The following is a 23,248-nucleotide window of genomic DNA, read 5'->3' as shown; positions in this document are numbered from 1 at the left end:
TGCTGTTTATTTAAATGATCCACTAATTTTAATACAAGCAAAATAGATGTGGTTCTCGTCGGGATTTTCCATGGCAATGGCAATTCCCTCTTTACAAACGTGCATGTTTTGGTAATGGAACTTTTTGTAATCCGTTGAGATGCTGCTTTCCGACAAAATTTCTCCCTTCGTATCCGATATGACGATGGAGAACGGTTTGCAAAATGCTCCTTTCTCGTTCCAGTCTTGTAACGGATGTTCTGCAAGTCTCAGGTAGAGATTCCGGTAAGGATCATATATGATATTGGAATAAGTAGTTTGGCTGATATAGTAACGGATTTCATTAGTTTCATCTTCTGAACCGTCAAATGCAAATTCTTCAATGCCCTTATCGTACCGGCTTTTCATTGGTATGGTATCGCACAATGAAAAATCATTATTATAACGCAGTACTTTATCCAATATAGGGAAACTATACAGGTAGCGGCCTTTTGAATCCTTAGTTACGTATGTGCAATTCATATAATATCCTCCCCAATTATATTGCATATATAAATCAGGATAATAAGCAACAGATTTCCATTCGCCTGATTCCTTGTATAAGCATTCAGATATGGGGATGGTCAAACCTTTCGCTTGGCTTAGTGCACCCAATATGCTTCCGGAAAGCAGAAACTTTTCATGGTCGGATTCAATACGTGTCCCGTTCAGTGCATCTACTGAAGAGACCCATTGTGTATAATTATCACTTCGGGGGATATTCCAACGTTTTTGAATATTTCCGTTCGAGTCAATTAAAAAGACAGTTTTCTTGCCATCATTGTAAATGATAATAGAATCAGAATTTATATAATTAAATCCGGAACAGTTCCTAAGAAGGCCGCATTGATGGAGCGAAACAGAATCTTCGAGTATTCCTTGTTGCCAATCAAAAACATAGAGGTAGAATTCGTCCAACATAACGTATTTATCTACCCCGTTCATTGAGATAACCTGAGAAGCCATCGGCTTATTGGTGATGTTTTCCCCAACACTGATTTTTTTGACCTCATAATGATTAATATCTATCATGGAACTGTCGCTGATATTGACCATTTTACTTTGTATGCTTTGGGGGTGGTTTTGGCAAGCTCCCAACAAGCCTATCAATATAAATACCAATAAATGAGCCTTTTTCATGATATTACTTTGTTGTTCATTCTTGTAAACATATAAAAAAGAAATGAATTATAAAAATTTTTTTATCAGAAATCTGTGTTGAATAATCAAAATCGGTCAAAAAGCGGTTGATTTTATGTTTTCAAGCAATACTTCACTTGCAAAGATTGTGGTAAGACCATATCCTTTAGCCTTACAGGAGTAAATGTATGCGGCAGGGGTGGAAGCATGGAGTGCCTTTGTCAAAGAACTTGGGACAGTTGGAGGTTGTCGGGGTAGAAAAAGGTGTTTTGCCGGAGTCCGTCATTCCCTGCATGCTCCCCCCCAAGGGTTTTGAAAAAACATCCTTCATCTTTCAGGATATAAGGTAACCGGTTAACATATAATGCGTTATGGAATGAAGGATGTTTCAGGCATCTTTCCGTTTCCTTTCATTGCGGAAAGCGGTAAAAAGTTCTCAGCCGAATGATTTTTCAATCTCAGCCAAACGATTTTTCATTCTAAGCCAACTGATTTTTCAATCTGAATCAAGCGAAATGAAGCATGGCTGAAAGATGCCTGAAACATCCTTCAGCTTATAATATCAAAAGTATGAGAGACTTACCATGCGACCTGAAGGATGAAAGATCTTTTTGCAAAATTCCTGTGTAGGAGCGGTACGGTATGCAAGGACGTGGCTTATGAAGAGATTTCCAGCGGTGCGCGGAAAGTACATCCGTTTTTCCATTCCGAACAGCCGAATGCGGTCTTGCCTTTGATGATATGCCCTTTTCCGCAGAGCGGGCAGAGGTCCCCCTCTTTGGGGGCAGGAGGCGTGGCCGGAATTATGGCAGCTTGAGGGGCGGCCGACTTTTTAGATAAATCGCTCCCGCTCGGCATAGTCAAGCGAGCTTGGCTATGCTCTCGCTTACTCGCGATTTTGCGTGTCGTCTTTTGGGTTTTGGTCGGTTTTTCTTTCGCGGCTCCCTTTTTTCCCTTGGGTGCAGGCTTATCTTCCTGTGTTTCCGCGACACGGCGATTGGTGTTGTCCGCCAGGACGGTATGTACGATTTCGGCTACCATTTGCTTGAGTTCTTCCAAAAAGGTTTTGGCATCGTAGGTTTTCTTTTCAATCAACCGCAGACGGCGTTCCCAAATGCCGGTCAACTCGGCACTTTTGAGCAGTTCTTCGTGAATCAGGCTGATGAGTTCCACCCCCGTGGGAGTGGCTATCAGGTTTTTCCGTTCCAATCGGATATAATGTCGCTTGAAGAGGGTCTGGATGATGGCGGCCCGGGTGGACGGACGGCCGATACCGTTCTCTTTCAAGGCATCACGCAATTCGTCGTCGTCCACCAAGCGACCCGCAGTCTCCATGGCGCGCAAGAGCGTGGCTTCTGTGTAAGGTTTGGGCGGTTGTGTCCATTTTTCGGCCAAGTCCGGTACGTGAGGGCCGCTTTCGCCTTTTGTGAAAGCGGGAAGCGTGCGTTCCTCCTCGGCGGTTTTTGCCAAGGTTTCCGCTGTTTTGGCCTCCTGTGCATACACGTCCCGCCAGCCCGGCAAGAGAATCTGTTTGCCGGTGGCTTTGAATGGAATGTCGGCCGTTTCGCCGAGGATGGTGGTGGTAGCAAATTTACAGTCGGGGTAGAACGCTGCGATGAAACGCCGCGCCACGAGGTCGAATACCCGTTGTTCGTCCGGTGTCAAGCCGTGTGGTGCTACTCCTGTAGGGATAATGGCATGGTGGTCGGTGACTTTGGAAGAGTCGAACACCTTTTTACTCTTTTTCAACGCCGCGCCACGTAAGGGTTGGAGCAAGGCGGCGTATTCGCCGGCTATACCGTTGAGAATGGCGTTGCATTTCGGATAAATGTCGTCGCTCAGGAAAGTGGTGTCCACACGCGGATAAGTCGTGAATTTCTTCTCGTAGAGCGACTGGATGAGTTGCAGGGTCAGGTCGGATGAGAAAGAAAACTTGCGGTTGCATTCCACCTGTAGCGAGGTCAGGTCGTACAAGCGGGGAGGGGCTTCCGTTCCGTTTTTCTTGGTGACGGACGTAATCGTGAACGGTGCGTCTTTGATTTGTTCAAGGGCTTTCCGCCCTTCTTCTTCCGAGGTGAATCCCCGGCGTGCCACATCGTTTGCCTTGCCGCTTCCGTTGCCGTTCGCACCTTTTTCCTGAGAAGCCGTTGCGGTTTCCTCTTCGTCTTGTTCCAACACAGCGGTAAAGACTGTATCACGGTAGTGGGTGGTCAGCACCCAATAAGGTTCCGGTTTGAAGTTCTTGATTTCCAGTTGACGGTTGACGATGAGGGCCAGTGTGGGAGTCTGCACCCGTCCGATGCTCAGCACCTGGCGTCCCTGTGCGTACTTCAACGTGTAGAGCCGCGTGGCGTTCATGCCCAAAGTCCAGTCGCCGATGGCGCGGCTCAGTCCGGCTTCGTAGAGCGACTGGTATTCGCTCTGGTCTTTCAGGTTGCTGAATCCCTCACGGATGGCTTCTTCCGTGAGTGACGAAATCCAGAGGCGTTTCACCGGACATCGGGCACCGGCCTTCTGCATGACCCAACGTTGTATCAGCTCCCCCTCCTGCCCGGCATCTCCGCAGTTGATGATCATGTCGGCAGCCTGCATCAGTCGCTCAATCACCCGGAACTGTTCTTCGATGCCCTTGTCGCTTTTCAGCTTGATGCCGAAGCGGGGAGGAATCATAGGTAATGAAGAAAGGCTCCACGCTTTCCAGAGCGGAGTATATTCGTGCGGTTCCTTCAGCTCGCAAAGATGACCGAAAGTCCAAGTGACCTGGTAGCCGTTGCCTTCCCAATAATTACGGTGGTCTTGCGTGGCGCCCAGCACTTTGGCAATGTCTTTACCCACACTGGGTTTCTCTGCGATACATACAATCATGCGTTTCTCTTCTTCATTATAGCGGGACAAAGATAGTGTTTTTTGCCGGAAAAATGCAGGGAAAGCCTTTCGATTTGCAAGTGGATACAAGGATGTCTGGGGATTGGGATTGTATTTTTGCGGTTGTTTTATAGTTAAAAAACGCCCGAAGCCTCTTCTTTTCTTTCTTTTTTATTATTTTTGCATTGTTTTAATACAAAAAAGTGTGTCTATGAGAAAGTCTACTTCTATTTTTAAGGCAGTTTTGATTGCCTTGTTTGCTATTTCATTGGGTGTGGAAATGGTTTCGGCAGCCGGTTTCCCTTCGGTTAAGGATTTGTATGGCCGCTATAAATTTAGTGGAGAATGCTCTTATGTTGACATGGTTTCTGGAGCGGCGGGCGAGGCTCCGGTTCCTGCTACAACGGATTATAATATGGCCGTGTTGCCGGGCGAATCAGAGAATGAAGTGAAGGTGCTCGGTTTCTTCGGTTATGGCGGTGGTGTGACGTTGACCTATAATCAGGAAGATGGAACGTTGAAGGGAGAAACGCCAACCGCAGTGTTTATAATGGGAATGAATTTAATGGTTGTAGCGGATGCGGCATCTACAGGAGGGACTGTTGTCTTTAATTATCAGGTGACGGAGAAAGACGGCAAAATACAGATTACGGCGCAGAATGCATTGGAAGATGTCACCATTATGGATATGGAGAACGGTATTATGGGGATGCTTTCTTACGCTTCTGCATATACCATGACCAAGGAGGAAGCCTCCTATAATCTTAGTGATGTGATTGGGGAGTACGATTTCGCGTCGACGAGAGTCGATAATAATTTGTTGGCTGATGCGTCTGAAAATTTTAAGCTGAAAATTATGGGAAATACCTCAGAAACGATTTCTTCCGGTGTGAGCTTAGGGAATTGGTTCGGGGTGGAAAACACGGATGTGACCGCTGAGTTCTATGCCGATGGTGGCATATTGGTATTGCCGCATGATATGAAACTGGCCAATGGCATGTGCTTCGGGCAGCAACCAACTGAGGAAGGTGGGTATAATCCCAACGAAGCTCCGTTCTTTTTTGTGGAAAAAGACAAGTTGGTGACTCCGGGCTATTTGGTATTAGACAACGGATTCGATGAGGTAATGGAAATGCCATTGCAAATGTCTGTCGTTGGCGGTGAGGCTGTGAAGGCAGGAAGTAGCATTAGCAGCCGTTGTATCAAGGATGTCAAAATTTATAGTTCAGACGGTTCGATTCGCGTGGATGGGTTGGAAGATGCCGAAATCTGTGTGTTTGACGCACAGGGTATGCTGGTGGCATCTGCGCACGGAGCTACAGCAGCATTTAACGGCCTGAAGTCTGGTCTGTATCTGGTGAAATTTGGCAATCAGACAGCGAAAGTTGTAGTGAAATAACCTGAAGATATACATGTAAAACGAAGGGAACCGAGTCTTGTGAGACTTCTTTCTCTTCGTTTTATTTTTCTTTTTCCAGAGTGTTGGAGAAAGGGAATATAAAATGGTTGGCAGGAGTAGTAATGTCCTGCTTTTTTATATATAACGAAAGAAGTATGAAAATAAACTTGAGAATCGTATTTTTCCGTTTGAAGGCTTACGGTGCTGGGCTTGCCCTTTTCGTTCTTGCGATGGTGCTCTCATCGGTCACTGCGCTTCATGCACAGAACGGTACGGGTGTCGGAGGGGCGGTCCGTACCGAAACAGTCGGAAGTACGGAAAAAATGACGGTAAAAGGCGTTGTGGTGGATAAGGAGACCGGAGAGACCATGATTGGAGTTTCCATTCGCGTATTGGGTACGGACGTGATTACGGTGACGGATATAGACGGTGCTTATTCATTAACTTTGCCCAAAGGACGTTATAAAGTGGTTTTTACTTATATCGGCTACGAAAGGTTAGAGCGGGAATTGGACGCATCCCATACGGAAAGTTTTAAGAAGGTAGTGATGGCTCCGGCTTCGAAAGCCATGAACGAAGTGGTGGTGACGGGAATATACCAGCGTAAGAAGGAAAGCTTTACGGGATCGGCTGCCACTTTCGAGGGGCCGGAATTGAAAAAAATCGGGGTACAGAATGTCTTGCAGAGTTTGAAAACCCTTGACCCTTCTTTCAAAATCGCGGATAACATCCAGTTTGGTTCAGACCCCAACCGCATGCCGGACATCGAAATCCGTGGTAAGAGCAGTATTATGGGGTTGAAAGAGGAGTATGGTACGGATCCGAATCAGCCTTTGTTCATATTGGACGGATTTGAAACCGATTTGCAGACGGTCTCGGATTTGAACATGAACCGTGTGGCTTCCGTTACGATATTGAAGGATGCGGCTTCTACGGCTATTTACGGTTCGAAAGCGGCCAATGGTGTTGTGGTCATCGAGACGGTGAAGCCGGAGAAGGGACGGTTGCGCTTGAGTTATAAAGGCGACTTTTCTCTGACGATGGCCGACTTGACGGATTATAACCTGATGAATGCCAGCGAAAAGATAAAGTTCGAAGAATTGGCCGGGTTATATACTGATTTGACGAACGACCCGTTAAACCAACTGAGGTTGGACAACCTGAGGAACGAACGTTTGAAAGAAGTGGCACGTGGAGTGGATACTTATTGGTTGAGTGAGCCGTTGCGTACCGGTTTCGTGCAAAAACATAACGTTTATGCCGAGGGCGGAGAAGAGAAAATCAGGTATGGCTTAGGGCTGACTTACGGGAATACGGAAGGCGTGATGAAGGAGTCGAGCCGCCAGACCCTATCCGGTAATCTGGATTTGATTTATCGTACCGGGAAGTTCCAGTTCAGTAACAAACTGACGATTGATTATCTGGAAACGTCCGACCCAGTGGTCTCGTTCTCCGAATATGCTTTGGCTAATCCCTATTACCGCAAGTACAATGCCGATGGCGGAGTAGACAAGTATTTGTATGTTCCGGAGAATGACGACGAGGCTCCTGTTCCGAATCCGCTCTGGAATGCCCGTCTGAACAATTATGATCGTGGGGATGAATTTGGCTTTACGAATAACTTTATTGCGGAATGGTTTGCCACGACGGATTTGCGTGCCCGTGCCAAGTTCGGAGTGACGAAAACTACGGCCACAGCCGAAACGCGTTTGTCTCCGTTGCATACGGATTTCGACAGTATGAGCGATACGGAGAAAGGCTCATACGAACATTCCACTACTGCTGTTACGAAGTATGAAGGGGACCTGTCCGTGACTTACGGCAAGCTGTTCCGGGAAGTTCACATGCTCAATCTTGTCGGCGGGTTTAATTTTTCCAATACGGAGTCTACCCGTAACGGTTATAAAGCAATAGGCTTCACCGAAGATCAGTTCGGTGCACCTTCTTTTGCCAATGGTTATCCGGATGGTGGAAAACCGTCATATTCCGAAAGCACCACGCGTGCGGCCAGTTTCTATTTGAATGGTGGATACGCGTATGACAACCGTTATTTGCTTGACGTAAACTATCGGCGCGACGGAGCTTCCATGTTCGGGTCGAGCCACCGTTTTCGCGATACGTGGTCGGTGGGTATAGGTTGGAATATTCACAAGGAAAAGTTCATGGGCGGCACGGACCTGTTTCAACTGCTCAAGTTGCGTGCGTCTGTCGGCAATCCCGGTAATCAGAACTTTTCCGCTTATCAGGCTTTCACGACTTATCAATTCAATGGATGGATGACCAATGTATTCGGTGCGGGTGTTTTGATATCGGCTTTGGGAAATCCCGACCTTCAGTGGCAGAACACTTTGAATTATACGGTAGGGACGGATATAGCCATGTTCGACAATCGTTTGAATGTAACGGTGGATGTCTTCCGCAAAATCACAGACCCGCTGTTGGCTGTCATTACGACACCGGGTTCGGTAGGCGTAAAGAGCGTAGCGATGAATGCCGGCCAGCAAAATACGAATGGACTGGAGGCTACGTTGCGTGTGTCTCCTATTCATAATTTAGAAAAGGGGATACAATGGACCGTCAGCTTGAATGCACGGACGTATAAATCGAAGTACGCTCATATCGGTAATTCTTTGAGTGCCTTGAACAAAGCCGGACAGGCTTCGGTGACGGGGACGACGCGTTATTACGATGGAGGAAGCCCGACGGCTATTTGGGCTGTCCGTTCGGCAGGTATTGACCCGGCTACGGGTAAAGAGCTTTTTATTAAGAAAGACGGTAGTTATTCGTTCGATTATGATGTGAATGACGAAGTCGTCGTCGGTGACACGCAGCCCAAATTGGAAGGGGTTTTGGGAACGACCTTTTATTACAAGGGCTTTTCGTTCGGAGCTTATTTCCGTTACCAACTCGGGGGGCAGATATTCAATTCAGACTTATATAATAAGGTGGAGAATATCGACTTGAGTGACATAAACTACAACCAGGACCGGCGTGCGTTGTATGACCGTTGGTCCGTACCCGGCCAGGAAGCACAGTTTAAGGGTATCTCTTTAGTACAGAAAACGGATAAATCTTCTCGCTTCGTGATGGATGAGAATACGTTTGCCGGAGAGTCCTTTAATGTAGGATATGAATTCACGCAACCTTTCATTAAAAAGGTCGGTCTGTCGTCGTTGACCCTTCAGGCCAACATGAACGACATCTTCCGGGTGTCTACCGTAAAAGCGGAACGGGGTATTGATTATCCTTTTGCGCGAACTGTGTCATTCTCTGTTTCAGCCGTATTCTAAAGCTATAGAAATTATGAAAATCCTAAAATATATCATATTGTCTTTTTTCGGCCTGTTTTTCACGGCCGGATGTAGTGACTGGCTTGAAGTGAAGCCCTACGACACCATGGCCGAAGGTGATTTGTTGAGCACCGAAGAAGGTTTCAAGAAATTGCTTAACGGAGTGTATATTGATTTGAATAAAGACGAGCTGTACGGCCAGACGCTTACTGTGGAAATGGTGGAGATTATGGGAGGGTCTTATCTGATCGGTACCGACCCGTTGACTTGGGGAGATTATATTGATTTGAACAACCGGAACTTCACTACCGAGTATTGGCGTACGAGACTCGACAATACGTGGGACAAAGCGTATGCATTGATTCGTAACTGCAATACGATATTGGAACAGATGGAGAGTCGTAAGTCGGTCTTTACGGGTAACAATTATAATTTGATTCGGGGAGAAGCGCTGGCGTTAAGGGCTTTGCTGCATTTCGACATGTTCCGTCTGTTCGGTCCCGTATATAAGCTGAATCCGACGAAGGCCAGTATTCCCTATCAGACGTCCACTACCTTGCAGGTGCAGGAACTGTTACCGGGGAATGAAGTGATGCGTCATGTCATAGAGGACTTGTCTGAAGCGGAAAGGCTGTTGGCCGGTGATCCTATTATCACGACGACGGACCATTTGGTCAATCATGCGACGACGGGGGGCAGCAATTTCTTGGAGTACCGCACGTTGAGGCTTAATTATTATGCCGTACAGGCGTTGTTGGCACGGGCATATCACTATATATCCAGTTACAAGGATGAGCATCAGGCAGACTATAAAGCCAAGGCTAAAAGCTATGCCGAAGGGATTATTAATATTGCTCCGCAGCATTTTCCGTTTGTGAATAAAGCAAACGTGTTGGGAACACCGGAGAATGTGGACCGCATTTTTGCTACGGAAGTGATTTTCGGTCTGACGAATGTGAACCGTAATCTGATGTTCAAGAACAACAACGATCCGGACCACAGCCCGAAGCCGGTGCTCAGGATGGATCCGGCTCTTTTGGAGATGCCTTATTTCGGCGGCGGAGCGGACTACGGCGGGTCTACTGACGACTATCGTTACATTGCCAACTGGAAAAAGAGCGGAAATGATTACTATTTTTATAAGTATGCAGACATTACCGACGTGGGGAAGATAGAGAACACCATCGTTCCGATGATACGGTTGGGAGAAATGTATCTGATTATTGCAGACCTTTATGACGAAGTGAGCGAACGTCCTCTTATGGGCAGTTGGGTGAATAAGTTGAGAGAACACCGTGGAGTAGAGAAAATGGATGAATCTAAATATGCTCCGCGTTTCTTGGGATATGAGGTCGTGAGAGAGCTGTACGGAGAGGGACAAATCTTTTTCTATCATAAGCGGAACTATTTACCGGTATTGATTACTTTTGATCCTATTACGGAATTCATCCCGGCTTCGGAGAAATTTTTTGTAGTTCCTTTACCGGATACGGAATCAGACAACAGACAATAAACAGGTTATGATGAAGAAATTAAAAATATGGTTTCCGATGTGCCTTGCGCTTTGCTTGTGGAGTGCATGCGATGAGCGCACGCCGGATTTGTATAGTGCTCCCGACGGAATTTACTTTAATAACCGGACTTCGGGGAGTGTGTTGGTCGATACGACGACTTTGACTTTCGTTTATGAGCCGGACGAAACGATGTATCTCGACGTACCGGTAGTCATACAGACCATCGGAAGGCAGGCTGACATCGATCGTCCGGTCAATCTCAAGGTCTGGTCGGACAATGCCGAGGAGGGAGTGGATTATGAGTTGCTGACACCGGCGGTGGTACCGGCTCATACCTCCATGTTTTCCTATGTGGTTCGTTTGAAACGTACGGAAGCCATTAAAACGGAATTGAAGTCCATTTATCTGGAACTATCGGCTAACGAGTTTTTCACGACGTTTCTGAAGAAGGATTCTACGGGAAGCGAGGAACGTCCTTACACAGAGATGTTGAAGTTCCGGATAGATTTTTCCGACTTCTATTCTACTCCTCCGGCCGGATGGCTTCCTGAGTATGTCGGTGAGTTTTCAGAACGTAAGTTACGTCTGATGTGGAAACTGTTCGACGATGTGGTGGACCGTGCCGACTATAATGTAAAGGGAGCTATTCCTTTCAATAAATGGGTGTACATGCAACGGGAAATAGATACCTACATGACGATGCAATTGTATATATTGTTGGGATACGAACAAGGAACGGTGGATGTAGACGCATTGGTGGACCCGACGGCTGAAGGGAATGACCGCCAGTTACTGGATTTTACTCCTATAACCTCTGATAACTAATATGGAATGATATGGAAAGAATGAAATATATCCGTTTGTTATGGTTGCTGTTGCCATTCTTATGGCAAAGCTGTGCGGAAGATAAGGGGAATTACGATTACAAGGATTTGAACGATTTGAATATTTCGTTCGATGATGTTTATTCTGCCATTTCCCGTGAACCTTTCGTCATAAAGCCGGAGGTGACAGCAAAAGAGTTCGCACCGGACGCTTATACTTATGAATGGAAGGCGTACGACCAGGCCGGGAGCCAGGAACCGGTTGTGTTGGGTACGGCTTTGAATTTGGATGTGGAATTGACTCTTGCACAGGGCAACTATCAGTTGGTACTGACCATTAGGGAGAAGGCGTCGGGGCTGTATTATCAAAAGTCGGCCACGTTGAACGTGGATACGCCGCTTTCGTTGGGGTGGTTGATATTGTGCTCCGACAACGGGCGTGTGCGTCTGGACATGGTGTCGCACATTAAGGAAACGGATAATGTGTATTACGATTTGTTGAAAGGGACGGATTTGGAGGATTGGCTACAACCCTACCAGTTGCTTTGCGATCCCGGGATGCAAGAGCCTTTCTATTTGGTGACCGGTAGCGGGACTACGCGTTTGAGCAATAACGATTTTCAGTGGAACGACTCCTATATGATAGGTTATGAGTTCGGTAACGGAATGTATACCGGTACGGTACGTTGCTTGGCTTCTCACAGGCCGGGCAAGTTGTTTGTCGATATTGCGGGACGTGTGTATTATTGTAATACGTTGTCCGGCGACGGGTTGTTCGGTTCCGTTCGAGCCAACGGTTTTTATGTAGAGCCGGCAGTCGGTTATAATGCCAAAGGGACTCCTTTTGTTCCGGCTTTTATGATGTGGGACAAGAATAACCGCCGTTTCGTGGTCTGTGCTTCGGAGTTTGCGTCTATCGGATTGGATAATGTGAGAGACGTGCCGATGGATGAATTGGCCGCCGACGGTTTCCCTACGGTGAATGAAGAGCTTTTCGCATGGCCGAAAAGAGCAGACCGAATGGACTTTATCTGTATGGAGAATACCCGTTACGACCGTAATCAAGACGGTAACGGAATGACATACGCCGTGTTGGGTAAAGGCGATCAACGTTTCTTGTATGGTATCATTCTCAATGAGCTTTACTCTTTTGCCGAAGCCAAATACGGTTATGCCTATGAGAAAGCTTATTATGTGGATTTGTCTGCTTGTACGGACATTGCGCAAGCCACACATTTTGCGTTCAGTTCCCTGAAGACATTTATGTATTATGCCGTGGGTAGAAAGGTCTATCGCGTGAATTTTTCCAATGCGGCTCCGGCGGCAGAATTACAGTTCGAATTGTCCGAAGGAGAAGAAATCACCTGTTTGAAATTCTATCTGTGGGAACAAGAAGATGCAGACAACCGTTCTTACGACCTGATTGTAGGCAGCAAGAAAAATGATACGGGTGAGAGTACATTGCGTATTTATGACGGTTTCACGAATGAAGGCAATTTCCAGGATGCCGTTCCGGTAGAACAATACGCCGGTTTTGCAGACATTGTGGACGTGATTTACCGCGAGAAAGTAATTTATCAACAATAATTAATAATGAATGAGATGATGAAAAATAATATGTGGTTTAAGGCAGCCTTTCTGACATTTGTCTTTTGTGCCTTCGGGTTCGTACAGAGTCGGGCCGATATTCAGTTGACGGTCGATGTGGCGAATAAGACGGCTTCGACAGTCGTTGTGGTGTATCAGACTACGATCGTAGAGATTCCGTTGGACGACAACGGGCACGGTAGCCATACCTTTCAACATATAGGTGCCGTACATGCCAGTCTGTTTTATGGAATGGACAGCAAAAACATTTTTTTGGAAGACGGAGATCGTATCCATATCTCCTTCGACGGGGCTGATTTCAAGGAATCCGTAAAATTTGAAGCGGATGGAGGCAAAGAGAAAATCTTTAAGTATCTGAATCAGGTGACCCTTTTGGATGTCCCGCAAGAGAAGATGGCCCTGCCGTTTGAGGAGTACGCCGCGTTGGTGGACAAGAAAGAAGAGTCCATGATGCGTATTCTGAAGGCATGGAAGCTGGATGAAGTCAGTCCGCGTTTTGTTACCGTCGAAACCGGCCGCATCCGTTATGCTTATGCTTCTTCGCTGATGATGTACGCCGTGGGGCATCCTTTTGTAGCTCAGGATACCACTTACCGCCCGGACGAAGCCTATTACGATACGCTTAAAAAGTATGCTGTGGCAGACGAGAACCTGGTAGAACTGAAGGAGTATCGTGAGTATATGAAAGAGATAGCCCGGATGTTCGGCTGCAAGAAAGAAGAGGCAAAGACACCATACGACCGTACGATTTGTATGATGAACTACATTGCCGACCATATCGAGGACGACAAAGTGAAACAGGCGCTGTTGAACGTGTTGGCTATCGAGCAAGTAGAACAGTACGGCATCAGCAATATAGATGAGTTGCTGAATCTGCACGGCACTTACGTGACCGATCCCATACTGCAGGCTGCCTTCAAAGAAAAATATGATGCTTGGGATTTGGCTCGTCCGGGTAACCCTTCTCCCGATTTCCGGGCATGGGACGTGGACGGGAAAGCTTATACCGTAGCCGATTTCAAGGGGAAATATGTGTATATCGATCTTTGGGCGACGTGGTGCGGTCCGTGCCGCCGTGAGATGCCTTTCCTCAAGCAGTTGGAAGAAGAATACAAAGGGCGCAATATCACCTTCCTGAGCCTTTCTACGGATGCACGTAAGGCCGATTGGCTGAAGATGGTGAAAAGTCAGCCGATGACGGGAATACAGTTGCATTTAGGTACCGGCAGCCGTTTCCAGACGGCATACAAGGCCGATGGCATTCCTCATTTTATCCTGCTCGATCCCGAGGGAAAGATTGTGAATGCCAATATGCTGCGTCCTTCTTCGCCCGACATTCGCGGTTACCTGGACCGCCAACCCGGTCTGTAAAAGAAGTGATATGAGGATAAAAGGAGCTTTCGGGCTCCTTTTTTTGTGGGGACAAGCCTTGTACGGTTACACTCCGAAATATCTTTTTTGTTTTTTTACGGCACGGACGGTTGACGAAGAATGTTATTTTTTTCATCTTTGTACAATTAAATTCCAAGAGCCGTAACTATGAATGTTTCCATTGAAATAGGATTGCTTGTATCCGCCTTTCTGATTTTCTGTAGTATCCTGATGAGCAAGACCGGTTACCGTTTCGGTATTCCTACTCTGTTGATGTTCCTGTTGGCCGGCATGCTGTTCGGCACAGACGGTCTGGGCATACAGTTCGACGATGTGTCGGTGGCCCAGCATATCGGTATGGTTGCGCTGTGTATCATCCTTTTCACCGGCGGAATGGACACGAAGATGGAGGACATCCGTCCGGTATTGTCGCCGGGTGTCATGTTGGCCACCTCCGGCGTGTTTCTGACTACGCTTTTTTGTGGATTGTTCGTCTATTGGGTTTCCGGCTGGCAACTGCATACGGGCGTCGGTTTCACCCTCATCGGTTCCTTGTTGTTGGCCGCCACGATGTCGTCCACCGACTCCGCCTCCGTCTTCAACATCCTTCGTTCGCAGCAAATCAACCTGAAACATAATCTTAAACCGATGTTGGAACTCGAAAGCGGGAGCAATGACCCGATGGCCTATCTGTTGACCATCATCCTGATACAATGCCTGCAGGCCGGAGGAGTTTCAGGTTGGGAAATCCTGTGGTCTTTTCTGCTGCAGTTTGTAGTCGGCATAGCCGGGGGGTATCTGTTGGGACGTTTGTCCGTATGGCTCATCAACCGTGTGAGCCTGAAGAATGCCGAGCTTTATTCCATCATGGTGCTTTGTTTCATTTTCATCATTTATTGTTCGGTCTATTTGATGAAAGGCAATGGGTATCTGGCGGTTTATATTGCCGGTATGGTCATCGGCAACAGCCGCCTGTTCAAGAAGAAGGAAATAGGAACTTTTCTCGATGGCATGACATGGCTGCTCCAGATTGTGATGTTCCTCATGTTGGGACTGCTGGTCAATCCCCACGAGATGCTTCCCGTCATGCTGACGGCCGTCCTGGTCAGCGTCTTTATGACCTTTGTGGCCCGTCCGCTTAGCGTATGGTTAAGCCTTCTGCCTTTTGGACGGAAAATCACGCATAAATCCAAGCTTTTTATTTCCTGGGTCGGTATCCGTGGGGCTGCTCCCATTATTTTCGCTACCTATCCGGTGATGGCGCAAGTGGACGGTGCCAGTCAGATTTTCAATATCGTGTTTTTCGTCACGTTGATATCTTTGCTTTTTCAGGGTATGTCCTTGTCATGGGTGGCGCGTAAGTTGGGCCTTACGGAACCCTTGCCGGAAAAAGAGGACAACTTCGGAATCGAACTGACCGAGGATGTCGGGAGCACGTTACGTGAAGTGCTTTGTACGGAAGAGCTTCTGCAACGGGGACGTCATATTCGCGAACTGTCGCTTCCGGAAGGAACGCTGGTTATTATGATTAAGCGGGGTGACCGTTATATTGTGCCGAACGGTTCGCTGGAACTGATGTTGGGCGACCGCCTGCTTTTCATGCAGCATGGCGAAACGGTGGAACGGTAAGACCATAAGATTTCTTTTTGTCAAAGTGTCAATGCTTCCTCTTTTTCCTTGCCGTATTTTCATGGGGTTGCCCTTGTGTCGGATTTTACGCGATTCTCGTGGAATAGGGGATTGCCGTTTTGTCACCTCTATGCGTTTGACAGTTTCTTCGTGTTCTGTCGCTGTGTGTGTTGTACGCTTATAGGTTCGTGTCGTGTCATCTTTTTAAGTTTTTCCGTGGCAAACGGATTGGGCATAACGGTTTGTATTTTGCCTTCAAATAATTATAGAAACCATCCTTTGGGCGGGACGCGTGCGGTTTTGCTGCCGTCTTTTCTCCGTTTGGAGCCGTTTGCAGTGCAGATATGCGGAGAACTTTTTTTTGTTTGGCTTAGATTGATTTTTTGTTCGGCTTAGAAAAAACGCGTGTTATACGGTATATATGCGAAAAATCCGGGGTGATTCTGTATAAATATGCAGAATCTGTCTGGTTTTCCGTTCCGGATTACATTTTATCTTCTGTATTTTCCGCCGTGTTTTATGTCTTTTTGGATGGAAAATCCCGTTTTACGTGAAGTTTTGTCAGTATGGAACGGTTCATACCTGTGCGGAATGGTTCGTTGGCTTCGGCCAATCGGATAGTTTCAGGATGCAGAAGTCTCCCCCTGAGAGTACTGCTTTTTAAACCGGTATGTTCTACACACGTTGCTATCTTTAAATTCGGACTGTAATGGCACGTTTGAAGAATATGACAAAAATATATGAATAGATGTACTTTGATTGTTGGGGAATGTTTGTGACTTTTACAATGCTTGTTCTCTTATATATCCTTGAAATACATTGTGTTATATGGGGAATATAAATTCCATCTCTATGCAAGAGGTGGAAGATTTCGATGCAAATGTAGATAAAATACGCATACAAACAAAATAATCTCTTCTTTTTCTGATGAAAAAAACAAGAAAATCTTAAAATAAATAGGTTTTTATAAAGTCGATTCTTGAGCTTACCTTATTATATATAAGGCATTTACGGGATACTATTTCCACCTCTTGCATAGAGATAGAAGTTTATCAACGGCAATAAAGAGAGTAGAGAATTATACGTTTTAACTAATTTTATTTGATTATGAAGAGAAAGTTTATCAGTGTGGCTTTGTTTGGTGCGCTTCTTGCGGCATCGACAAGCGTAACGACTTCTTGCAAGGACTACGATGATGACATCAGTGGCTTGCAAGGGCAGATTACGGCCAATGCGACGAATCTTGATGAATTGGTGAATGAGAAGGTCAACAACCTGACTCAGGAAATCAATTCGCTGAAAGCGCAGGAGGCTGCCTTGGAAACGGCTTTGGCCACAGCCAAAACCGAGTTGACGGCTACTATCGCAGAAGCTGAACAAGGAGCTAAGGATTATGCCGACATTCAGGCCGCTGCGGCCCAAGTGGCAGCCATCGAAGCTTCAAAGGCCAATATCGAGGAAGCCCGTACGGCACTCCAGGCCGGTATCGACGCGGCAAACGCTGCCATCGAAACCCTGAATTCGCAGGTAGCAACCCAAGCCGGACAGATTGATGCTTTGCTTTCTGCCGACGCGGCTTTGCAAGAGGCTATCAACATAGCCAATGGCGAGATTGAATCGGCCAAGAGCATGGCGGCCACAGCGCAGAGTGCAGCCGAAGCGGCTCAAGGTACAGCCGACGAAAATGCGCAAAAGATAGCCGGTGTGACGGAAAAGCTCCAGGCCGTGGAAGAAGGCTTGCAGGGGCAGATTACCCTTTTGGACGAAAAACTCAATCAGGCCGTAGCCGACATCGCTGCTAACAAAGCTGACGTGGAAGCCAAGCTGGCCACGGTGAACGCCCTTGTGCAAGCCAATACGGAGGCTATATCCGCATTACAAGACAAGGATGCTGAATTGTTGGACAAGATTGCCCAAAACAGTACGGAACTGTTGGCTCTTTCTGAGAAACTGACGGCTTTACAGAGCACGGTAGAGCAGAACCTGACGGCAGCCAAAGCATATACAGATGCACAAGTAGCTGCTTTGAAAGCCGAATTGGGCGCCGATATGGAGCTTGTAAAAGCTGACCTTGCCGGTGCTTTGTCTCGTTTGGGTGCTGCGGAAGAGAAAATTGCAGCTATTCAGGAAGCCGTTGGTGCTTTGGAAGATAAGGACGAAGAGCTTGCTGCAACCATTGCAGAGGTAGAAGGCAATATCGAAAGCATCAATACTTCTATCGGTGGCATCCTTGGCAGGCTTGAAACTTTGGACGGTACGGTAGCGCAACAGAATCTCGACATCGAAACGCTGAAGCAGACTGCTGCAGGGTTGAGAACGGATTTGGATGCCGTGAAAGTTACGGCTGATGAAGCCAAGAGCCAGATTGTCCAGTTGACTTCGGATTTCAACAGCTATGTGTCAGCGAACAACGAAGCATTGGTGAACCTGGAGAACCGGATGAGTAATAAGCTGGACGAAGCTGTCAGCACGTTGGGTAGTGAACTACGTAGCGAATTGACAACAGCTACGGGCGAACTGGATACCAAAATCGGTGAACTTCAAGGTGACCTGCAAGAGAAATATGAGGCTCTGAAAAATCAGATTGGTGCCATCACGGGCGATGAAGGTACAGTCGGGCTGATAGACGAAAAGATAAACGCCGTAAACCAGAAGGTTGCTGAGTTGGGTACTAAAGTAGAAAGCCTGACTACCGATTTGACCGCATTGACGGGTCGGGTGACGACTGTAGAGACTGAAATCGGTGAAATATATAAGCAGTTGGCACAGACTTCTGCCATCATCGGGCAGTGTATCAATGTGTTCAATGCTGAATTGGGGCAACTTTGTGCGATGTTGAGTGCTCAGTTGAGGAGCATCGTCTTCAGTCCGACGGAGTATTATCAGGGTATCGAAGCGATTGGAGTCTTCTCATTCAACTATAATGCTTTGAGCGTGAGCGCGGCTGATAAGACGGGCGACCAAAAGACGGATAGGCCGACCACGTTGACGCAACCTGAAACGAGCGTCGTGCCGTTCGTGAAGGCTTCTTACCACTTGAATCCTTCGAATGCGGCCATCAGCACGGACAAGGAACATTTCTCCTATGTGGTCAACAATGCTTCTTACACGCGTTCGGTAGGCAGGAACGATATTTCTGTGGACAGCGTGGAACTTGACAAAGAGGAGACCGGTATGCTTAATGTCTACTTCAGCATGAAGAATGCCAACGATATAGAGAAGATTCCGGCTGCGGGCGACGGCAAGGTGGATGTGGCTGCCCTCCGTTACACTTATTCTACAGAGAACGGGGATACGCTTATCACTTCCGACTACGCAGCCTTGAAGCAGTATAAGATTACGGACTTTGCCATCAACAAGGTGACGGCGAGAGGCAATATGGAGGAGAAGATAGAGAACCATTTGGCTGCTACGGCTGCCGAAGCCATTACCTCTAACAATCGCCTGCAAATTACATACGAGAACAAAGACCCGTATGCTGACTCTGAAACTACAGGCCTTGACCTCAACGAGTGGATTAACGTGCATTATGTAGTAAATGATGCGAATACCGATCAGGTATGGGGCGACCAGGAGAAGATCAATGAAAAGAAATTCAAACTGGTGTATGAGTTGATCGGTTACAAGGCCAATGATGCGGACAAGACGAGTGAAAGCGAACATGCCACTATCGTAGACGGCCATATCCTGAACGTACACGGAGTAGACGGAAGCCCTGCCGGAAACCGCAACATTATCGGTCGTACGCCGTTGCTTCGCGTAACGTTGGTGGATGAGAATACGAATAACCAGATTGCAGAAGTTGGTTATATCTTAGTAGAGATTACGGATGTAATCGTGGGTCCTGTAACTGTGGACGACATTGCACCAATCACCAATGGTTATACAGTAAACTGTGGTGATGCTCCGATATTGAATAACGTAAGAGCCGTTACATGGGTAGAAGTCGAGAATAAGATTTTGGGTCAGTTGAACATGAGCAAGGAAGAGTTTGAAGCAAATTATGCGCTTGAACTCAACAGCGACGGCGTGACTTGCAAGCAATTCAGCGAACCGAAGGATGAGGCTGTGAGGAATCCGCAAATCGGTAAGATTGTCAACACTAACGACGACCAGGCGCACGAAACGAACGTGCTGAAGTGGAGCGTGGGTAACCAGCAAGCCTATATGTTGTTCTCGGAAGACAGACAAAATCTGGATGCTGTCTCTACTTGGGTTAAGTTTACTCCGAAGAGCACGGTTTCTTCCCACAAGCCTGTATTCGTGAAGTTGACGTGGGCACCGAGCGTGGTGAATGATAAGCCAGAAGCCGCTATCGAGGACAGCTACAACCACAAGAAACGTGCCGATTGGCATGCAGAAAACTCACGTGATGAAGGCTTCAAGGAATTGCAAATCCAAGTGGGTAAAGCTACCGATCCGTCTGCGACTTGTGAATACGAGCACATGGTTGTAGCGAATACGTTCAACAAGCAACCGGTAGACATCATCAAGGATGCTATCAAGGGTACTTATGGAGCTTTGGCTGATGCTGTGACTGTGGAATATAAGTTTGCTCCGACTAATGAGCAGAGTAAGCGGAGCTACATTGTAGGAAATACCACTTACAATATTCAAGTGTCTGCTGATGGTCGTACAATCTCTACTACAGGTGGTGTAACGTTGGCCACGATAGAACCTACTAACGGTGAAATCACAATGGGTAGCGATGATGTTGTGAAAGCTATCATCAACATTTATGAAGAATCTTTGGCTGATGCTTTAACGTTCACGGTATTGGTTGACGAAGCCACTTGTGAGCCGGCAAAGGATTTGATTACCTTTAACAACAACAAGTTCAATGTGAAGGTCATCAAGCCGATCTTCCTCAAAGGAGGTAGCATTGCCGAGATGACGCTGAACCAATGGAACACTTTGACGCAGAAGTTGTCGCTCACCTTCGAGGACTTCAACGGTTACGACCCGAAAGAGTTCTACGACTACAGTAACAAGACCAAGACGTTCTGGGACTTCTACGGAGTGTCTCGTATAGAGCTTGTTGGCACAGAGACTGACTATTCTGGTAATTGGGGTGCTGTGGATAACAATGTGTTTACGATTAGCTACACTGAACCGACTGGTAGCATCAGTTTGGACAACATGGGTTCTGTAACCCTGACACAGGTGAACATGAGCCGTGCGAACTCGTTCAATGTGCAGATGACGTTCAAGGTGACTTACTTGTGGGGTGAGCTCACAGAGACTGTTACCTTGCATGTGAACAATGCCCCGGGTAAACGTTCTCTCAACCGCTAATATGCGTAGCATTTAGCATGGGGATTTAGGAAGGAGGGCAGGTGGTTGAAACCTGCCCTCCTTTTCATTTTAAGTAAAAGTAATTTAGATTGTAAGATGAAAATTCATCATTTGCTGTTCCCCTTATGGATGGGAATCATAATATGTTCGGTGTCAGCCTGTGCGGATAAGAACAAGAAAAGTAGCGAAGAACAAACGCAAACGGAATTCGAGCAGACGCTGGAGGCGAAAGATACAATAGCCGTCAAGGAGCTTATAGACCAGTTCTTCACGTATGTGAAAAACAAGCAGACGGACGAAGCCATTCTTATGCTATATCGTAACGACCAGACAGAAGACGGTACACCGGTTTCGCTAAACAACGAAGAGATGGCGGAAGTACGAGCCATGTTCGAATCCATACCGATGGCAGGCTACGAGATTGCATACATGAAGTTCAGTGAATATTATGCGAATGAGGTGCAATGCAATGTGATTATCCGCGAAGCGGGAGACGGCATACCTCCTGTCACGACCAAGATATTCTTCAAACCGGTGTTTTATCTTGGTAATTGGGTGCTTTGCCTGACCAATACGGAATATGGGGACAAGTCGTTAGGCCGTTAGTCGGATGAAGGATGTTTAATATAAAAAAAGAATGACTATGAAGAAAAAGAATTTAATGTTCGTGTGCGCATGCCTGTTGATGTCGCATGCGGTATCTGCGCAGTCCAAGGGTGAAGAGATACAGTTCCACCGGCATGGTAGCCTGCAACTGCAAGGCGGTGCGGCTTACACCTTGGGTGAGGCCGGGTTTGGCGACTTGGTATCTCCGGCTGTGGGGGTGCATGGCAGTTACTATTTTACTCCGGTGTGGGGACTGCGTGCCGGTGTGTCCGGTTATGAATCCAAAGGAGCGTGGGTGAATCCGCTCCAAGTATATAAGTATAATTACCTGCAAGGAGACATTGACGTGGTGGTGGACCTGGCCAACTGTTTCAAGTATAATTATAAACGGGTGGTGAATCCTTATTTGTTCCTGGGGATAGGACTGAACGGTGCGTTCGGCAACGACGAAGCGGTGGCCGTCAATGACGGTGGTCATACGTTGGAATATTTATGGCGTGACCGCCAGTTCAATCCGGTAGGTCGCGGCGGTATAGGAGCTAACGTTCGCTTGGGCGGGAGAGTTTATTTTAACCTTGAGGTCAATGCCAACGTGTTGGGCGACAAGTACAACTCCAAGAAGGCGGGCAATCCGGACTGGGTGTTCAACGCGTTAGGAGGCTTGGTCATCAAGTTGGGCAAGACACACAAGAAGGTGGTCGAAGAAGCTCCCGAGCCGGTGGCTCCACCCGTGATACCGGAAAAGCGCGAACCGGTGACTCCGAAGAAGGCCGAACCGGTAGTGGAGAAAGCCAAAGTGGAAAAATTGCAGGAGAATGTGTTCTTTAAACTTAATTCAGCCGTAATCCGTGCGTCTGAGGAAGCTAAAATAGAACGTCTGGCCGCTTATCTCACCGCCAACCCACAAGCGAAGGTCGTGATTTGCGGATATGCCGACAAAGCTACGGGCACTCCTAAAATCAATGATGCACTTTCGCTGAAACGTGCTCAGGCCGTGTCGAAGGCCTTACAGGTCAAAAAGATAGATGCGGGCAGGATACGAGTGGAACATAAAGGAGATTCCGTACAGCCTTTTACAGAGGTTGAAAAGAACCGCGTATCTATTTGCATAGCCGAATAATTTGACTTTTGGACGTTTTGCGACCGCCGTGAAAGGAAAAGGTTGGTTGGTTCCCGGTAAAAAGAGGGTGTTTGTCGGGAGACCTTTCATGGCGGTTTTTTTTATTCAATGCAGTTTATGGGAAAAGAGGATGTTGAAGAAAAACATGTCAAGCGTACGCAGAAAGATTATACGCTTGACTTTAAACTTCGTGTAGTACGAGAACTGGAGACTTCCCACATCAGTATGAATGCCATTTCACGGAAGTATGGGATACAGGGGGAGAGCACGGTGAGCAGATGGTTGGAGAAATACGGTGCGCGGGATGCAGACGGAAATGTGGCAGCCCTCATGCTTCGGAAGAAGCGTCCGCTTTCAGGACTGGAACAAAGAAACCTTGTTTTGGAACATGAACTGTCACTGTTGAGAGAAAAGCTGAAACAGAAAGGGTATAAAGAAGCTTTTTATGAAGTGTTGTTGAATATGTTGGAGAGTGGATACCGCGTAGAAATTTATAAAGATAAGGATAAATTAGGTATAAAACCGGGAAGGTAGTTTTTGCGTTTCCTGAAAAGGAAACCGGCAGACCG

At 47.0% G+C, this 23,248-nt stretch carries 13 protein-coding genes; 11 read left to right on the top strand and 2 right to left on the bottom strand.

Features of this window, described 5'->3' with window-relative positions:
* Positions 1-6: 6 nt before the first annotated feature.
* On the bottom strand, positions 7-1,158 hold the full coding sequence (locus HMPREF9441_RS04810) for a DUF4221 family protein (RefSeq protein ID WP_008618632.1): 1,152 nt from the start codon (positions 1,156-1,158) through the stop codon (positions 7-9).
* A 657-nt stretch (positions 1,159-1,815) separates the two neighbouring features.
* Complete coding sequence (locus HMPREF9441_RS04805; protein ID WP_008618622.1) at positions 1,816-4,023, bottom strand: DNA topoisomerase 3; 2,208 nt, start codon at positions 4,021-4,023, stop codon at positions 1,816-1,818.
* A 211-nt stretch (positions 4,024-4,234) separates the two neighbouring features.
* On the opposite strand from HMPREF9441_RS04805, the gene HMPREF9441_RS04800 reads away from it, so the two are divergent.
* The 11 genes from HMPREF9441_RS04800 (at position 4,235) to HMPREF9441_RS04750 (ending at position 23,213) form a co-directional block, all read left to right on the top strand.
* The gene (locus HMPREF9441_RS04800) at positions 4,235-5,422 is read left to right on the top strand and encodes a T9SS type A sorting domain-containing protein (RefSeq protein ID WP_008618621.1); all 1,188 of its coding nucleotides are present in this window, start codon (positions 4,235-4,237) and stop codon (positions 5,420-5,422) included.
* 155 nt (positions 5,423-5,577) lie between these two features.
* Positions 5,578-8,712: a SusC/RagA family TonB-linked outer membrane protein gene (locus HMPREF9441_RS04795; protein WP_244949620.1), complete on the top strand. Its 3,135-nt coding sequence runs from the start codon at positions 5,578-5,580 to the stop codon at positions 8,710-8,712.
* A gap of 13 nt (positions 8,713-8,725) precedes the next feature.
* Positions 8,726-10,225, top strand: a complete 1,500-nt coding sequence (locus tag HMPREF9441_RS04790) for a RagB/SusD family nutrient uptake outer membrane protein (RefSeq protein ID WP_008618619.1) — start codon at positions 8,726-8,728, stop codon at positions 10,223-10,225.
* A gap of 7 nt (positions 10,226-10,232) precedes the next feature.
* On the top strand, positions 10,233-11,051 hold the full coding sequence (locus HMPREF9441_RS04785; RefSeq protein ID WP_008618618.1) for a hypothetical protein: 819 nt from the start codon (positions 10,233-10,235) through the stop codon (positions 11,049-11,051).
* 11 nt (positions 11,052-11,062) lie between these two features.
* Positions 11,063-12,637, top strand: coding sequence for a PKD-like family lipoprotein (locus HMPREF9441_RS04780; RefSeq protein WP_008618617.1), 1,575 nt, complete (start codon positions 11,063-11,065; stop codon positions 12,635-12,637).
* A 15-nt stretch (positions 12,638-12,652) separates the two neighbouring features.
* Positions 12,653-14,029: a TlpA family protein disulfide reductase gene (locus HMPREF9441_RS04775; protein WP_244949619.1), complete on the top strand. Its 1,377-nt coding sequence runs from the start codon at positions 12,653-12,655 to the stop codon at positions 14,027-14,029.
* Positions 14,030-14,197: 168 nt separating this feature from the next.
* A complete protein-coding gene (locus HMPREF9441_RS04770) occupies positions 14,198-15,658 on the top strand; it encodes a potassium/proton antiporter (protein ID WP_008618614.1) in 1,461 nt (486 codons plus the stop codon).
* 1,107 nt (positions 15,659-16,765) lie between these two features.
* Positions 16,766-20,953, top strand: coding sequence for a coiled-coil domain-containing protein (locus HMPREF9441_RS04765; RefSeq protein WP_008618611.1), 4,188 nt, complete (start codon positions 16,766-16,768; stop codon positions 20,951-20,953).
* A gap of 96 nt (positions 20,954-21,049) precedes the next feature.
* Complete coding sequence (locus HMPREF9441_RS04760; protein WP_008618605.1) at positions 21,050-21,559, top strand: hypothetical protein; 510 nt, start codon at positions 21,050-21,052, stop codon at positions 21,557-21,559.
* Positions 21,560-21,590: 31 nt separating this feature from the next.
* Positions 21,591-22,679 (top strand): OmpA family protein, encoded by a 1,089-nt coding sequence (locus HMPREF9441_RS04755; RefSeq protein WP_008618604.1) that lies wholly within the window; start codon positions 21,591-21,593, stop codon positions 22,677-22,679.
* Positions 22,680-22,796: 117 nt separating this feature from the next.
* Positions 22,797-23,213 carry a helix-turn-helix domain-containing protein gene (locus HMPREF9441_RS04750; RefSeq protein ID WP_157244561.1) on the top strand — a complete coding sequence of 139 codons (417 nt, stop codon included), beginning with the start codon at positions 22,797-22,799 and terminating at the stop codon, positions 23,211-23,213.
* Positions 23,214-23,248 lie beyond the last annotated feature (35 nt).

The sequence above is a fragment of the Paraprevotella clara YIT 11840 genome, assembly GCF_000233955.1.
Taxonomy (GTDB): domain Bacteria; phylum Bacteroidota; class Bacteroidia; order Bacteroidales; family Bacteroidaceae; genus Paraprevotella; species Paraprevotella clara.
The sequence above is the reverse complement of the archived record's forward strand: the minus strand, read 5'-3'. Positions and strand labels throughout refer to the sequence as shown.

Bases quoted from the DNA above. Each gene is read 5' to 3' on its own strand.
- HMPREF9441_RS04780 (WP_008618617.1), top strand. From the start codon at position 11,063: ATGGAAAGAATGAAATATATCCGTTTGTTATGGTTGCTGTTGCCATTC.
- HMPREF9441_RS04765 (WP_008618611.1), top strand. From the start codon at position 16,766: ATGAAGAGAAAGTTTATCAGTGTGGCTTTGTTTGGTGCGCTTCTTGCG.
- HMPREF9441_RS04795 (WP_244949620.1), top strand. From the start codon at position 5,578: ATGAAAATAAACTTGAGAATCGTATTTTTCCGTTTGAAGGCTTACGGT.
- HMPREF9441_RS04775 (WP_244949619.1), top strand. From the start codon at position 12,653: ATGATGAAAAATAATATGTGGTTTAAGGCAGCCTTTCTGACATTTGTC.
- HMPREF9441_RS04790 (WP_008618619.1), top strand. From the start codon at position 8,726: ATGAAAATCCTAAAATATATCATATTGTCTTTTTTCGGCCTGTTTTTC.
- HMPREF9441_RS04800 (WP_008618621.1), top strand. From the start codon at position 4,235: ATGAGAAAGTCTACTTCTATTTTTAAGGCAGTTTTGATTGCCTTGTTT.
- HMPREF9441_RS04810 (WP_008618632.1), bottom strand. From the start codon at position 1,158: ATGAAAAAGGCTCATTTATTGGTATTTATATTGATAGGCTTGTTGGGA.
- HMPREF9441_RS04755 (WP_008618604.1), top strand. From the start codon at position 21,591: ATGACTATGAAGAAAAAGAATTTAATGTTCGTGTGCGCATGCCTGTTG.
- HMPREF9441_RS04805 (WP_008618622.1), bottom strand. From the start codon at position 4,023: ATGATTGTATGTATCGCAGAGAAACCCAGTGTGGGTAAAGACATTGCC.
- HMPREF9441_RS04785 (WP_008618618.1), top strand. From the start codon at position 10,233: ATGATGAAGAAATTAAAAATATGGTTTCCGATGTGCCTTGCGCTTTGC.
- HMPREF9441_RS04770 (WP_008618614.1), top strand. From the start codon at position 14,198: ATGAATGTTTCCATTGAAATAGGATTGCTTGTATCCGCCTTTCTGATT.
- HMPREF9441_RS04760 (WP_008618605.1), top strand. From the start codon at position 21,050: ATGAAAATTCATCATTTGCTGTTCCCCTTATGGATGGGAATCATAATA.
- HMPREF9441_RS04750 (WP_157244561.1), top strand. From the start codon at position 22,797: ATGGGAAAAGAGGATGTTGAAGAAAAACATGTCAAGCGTACGCAGAAA.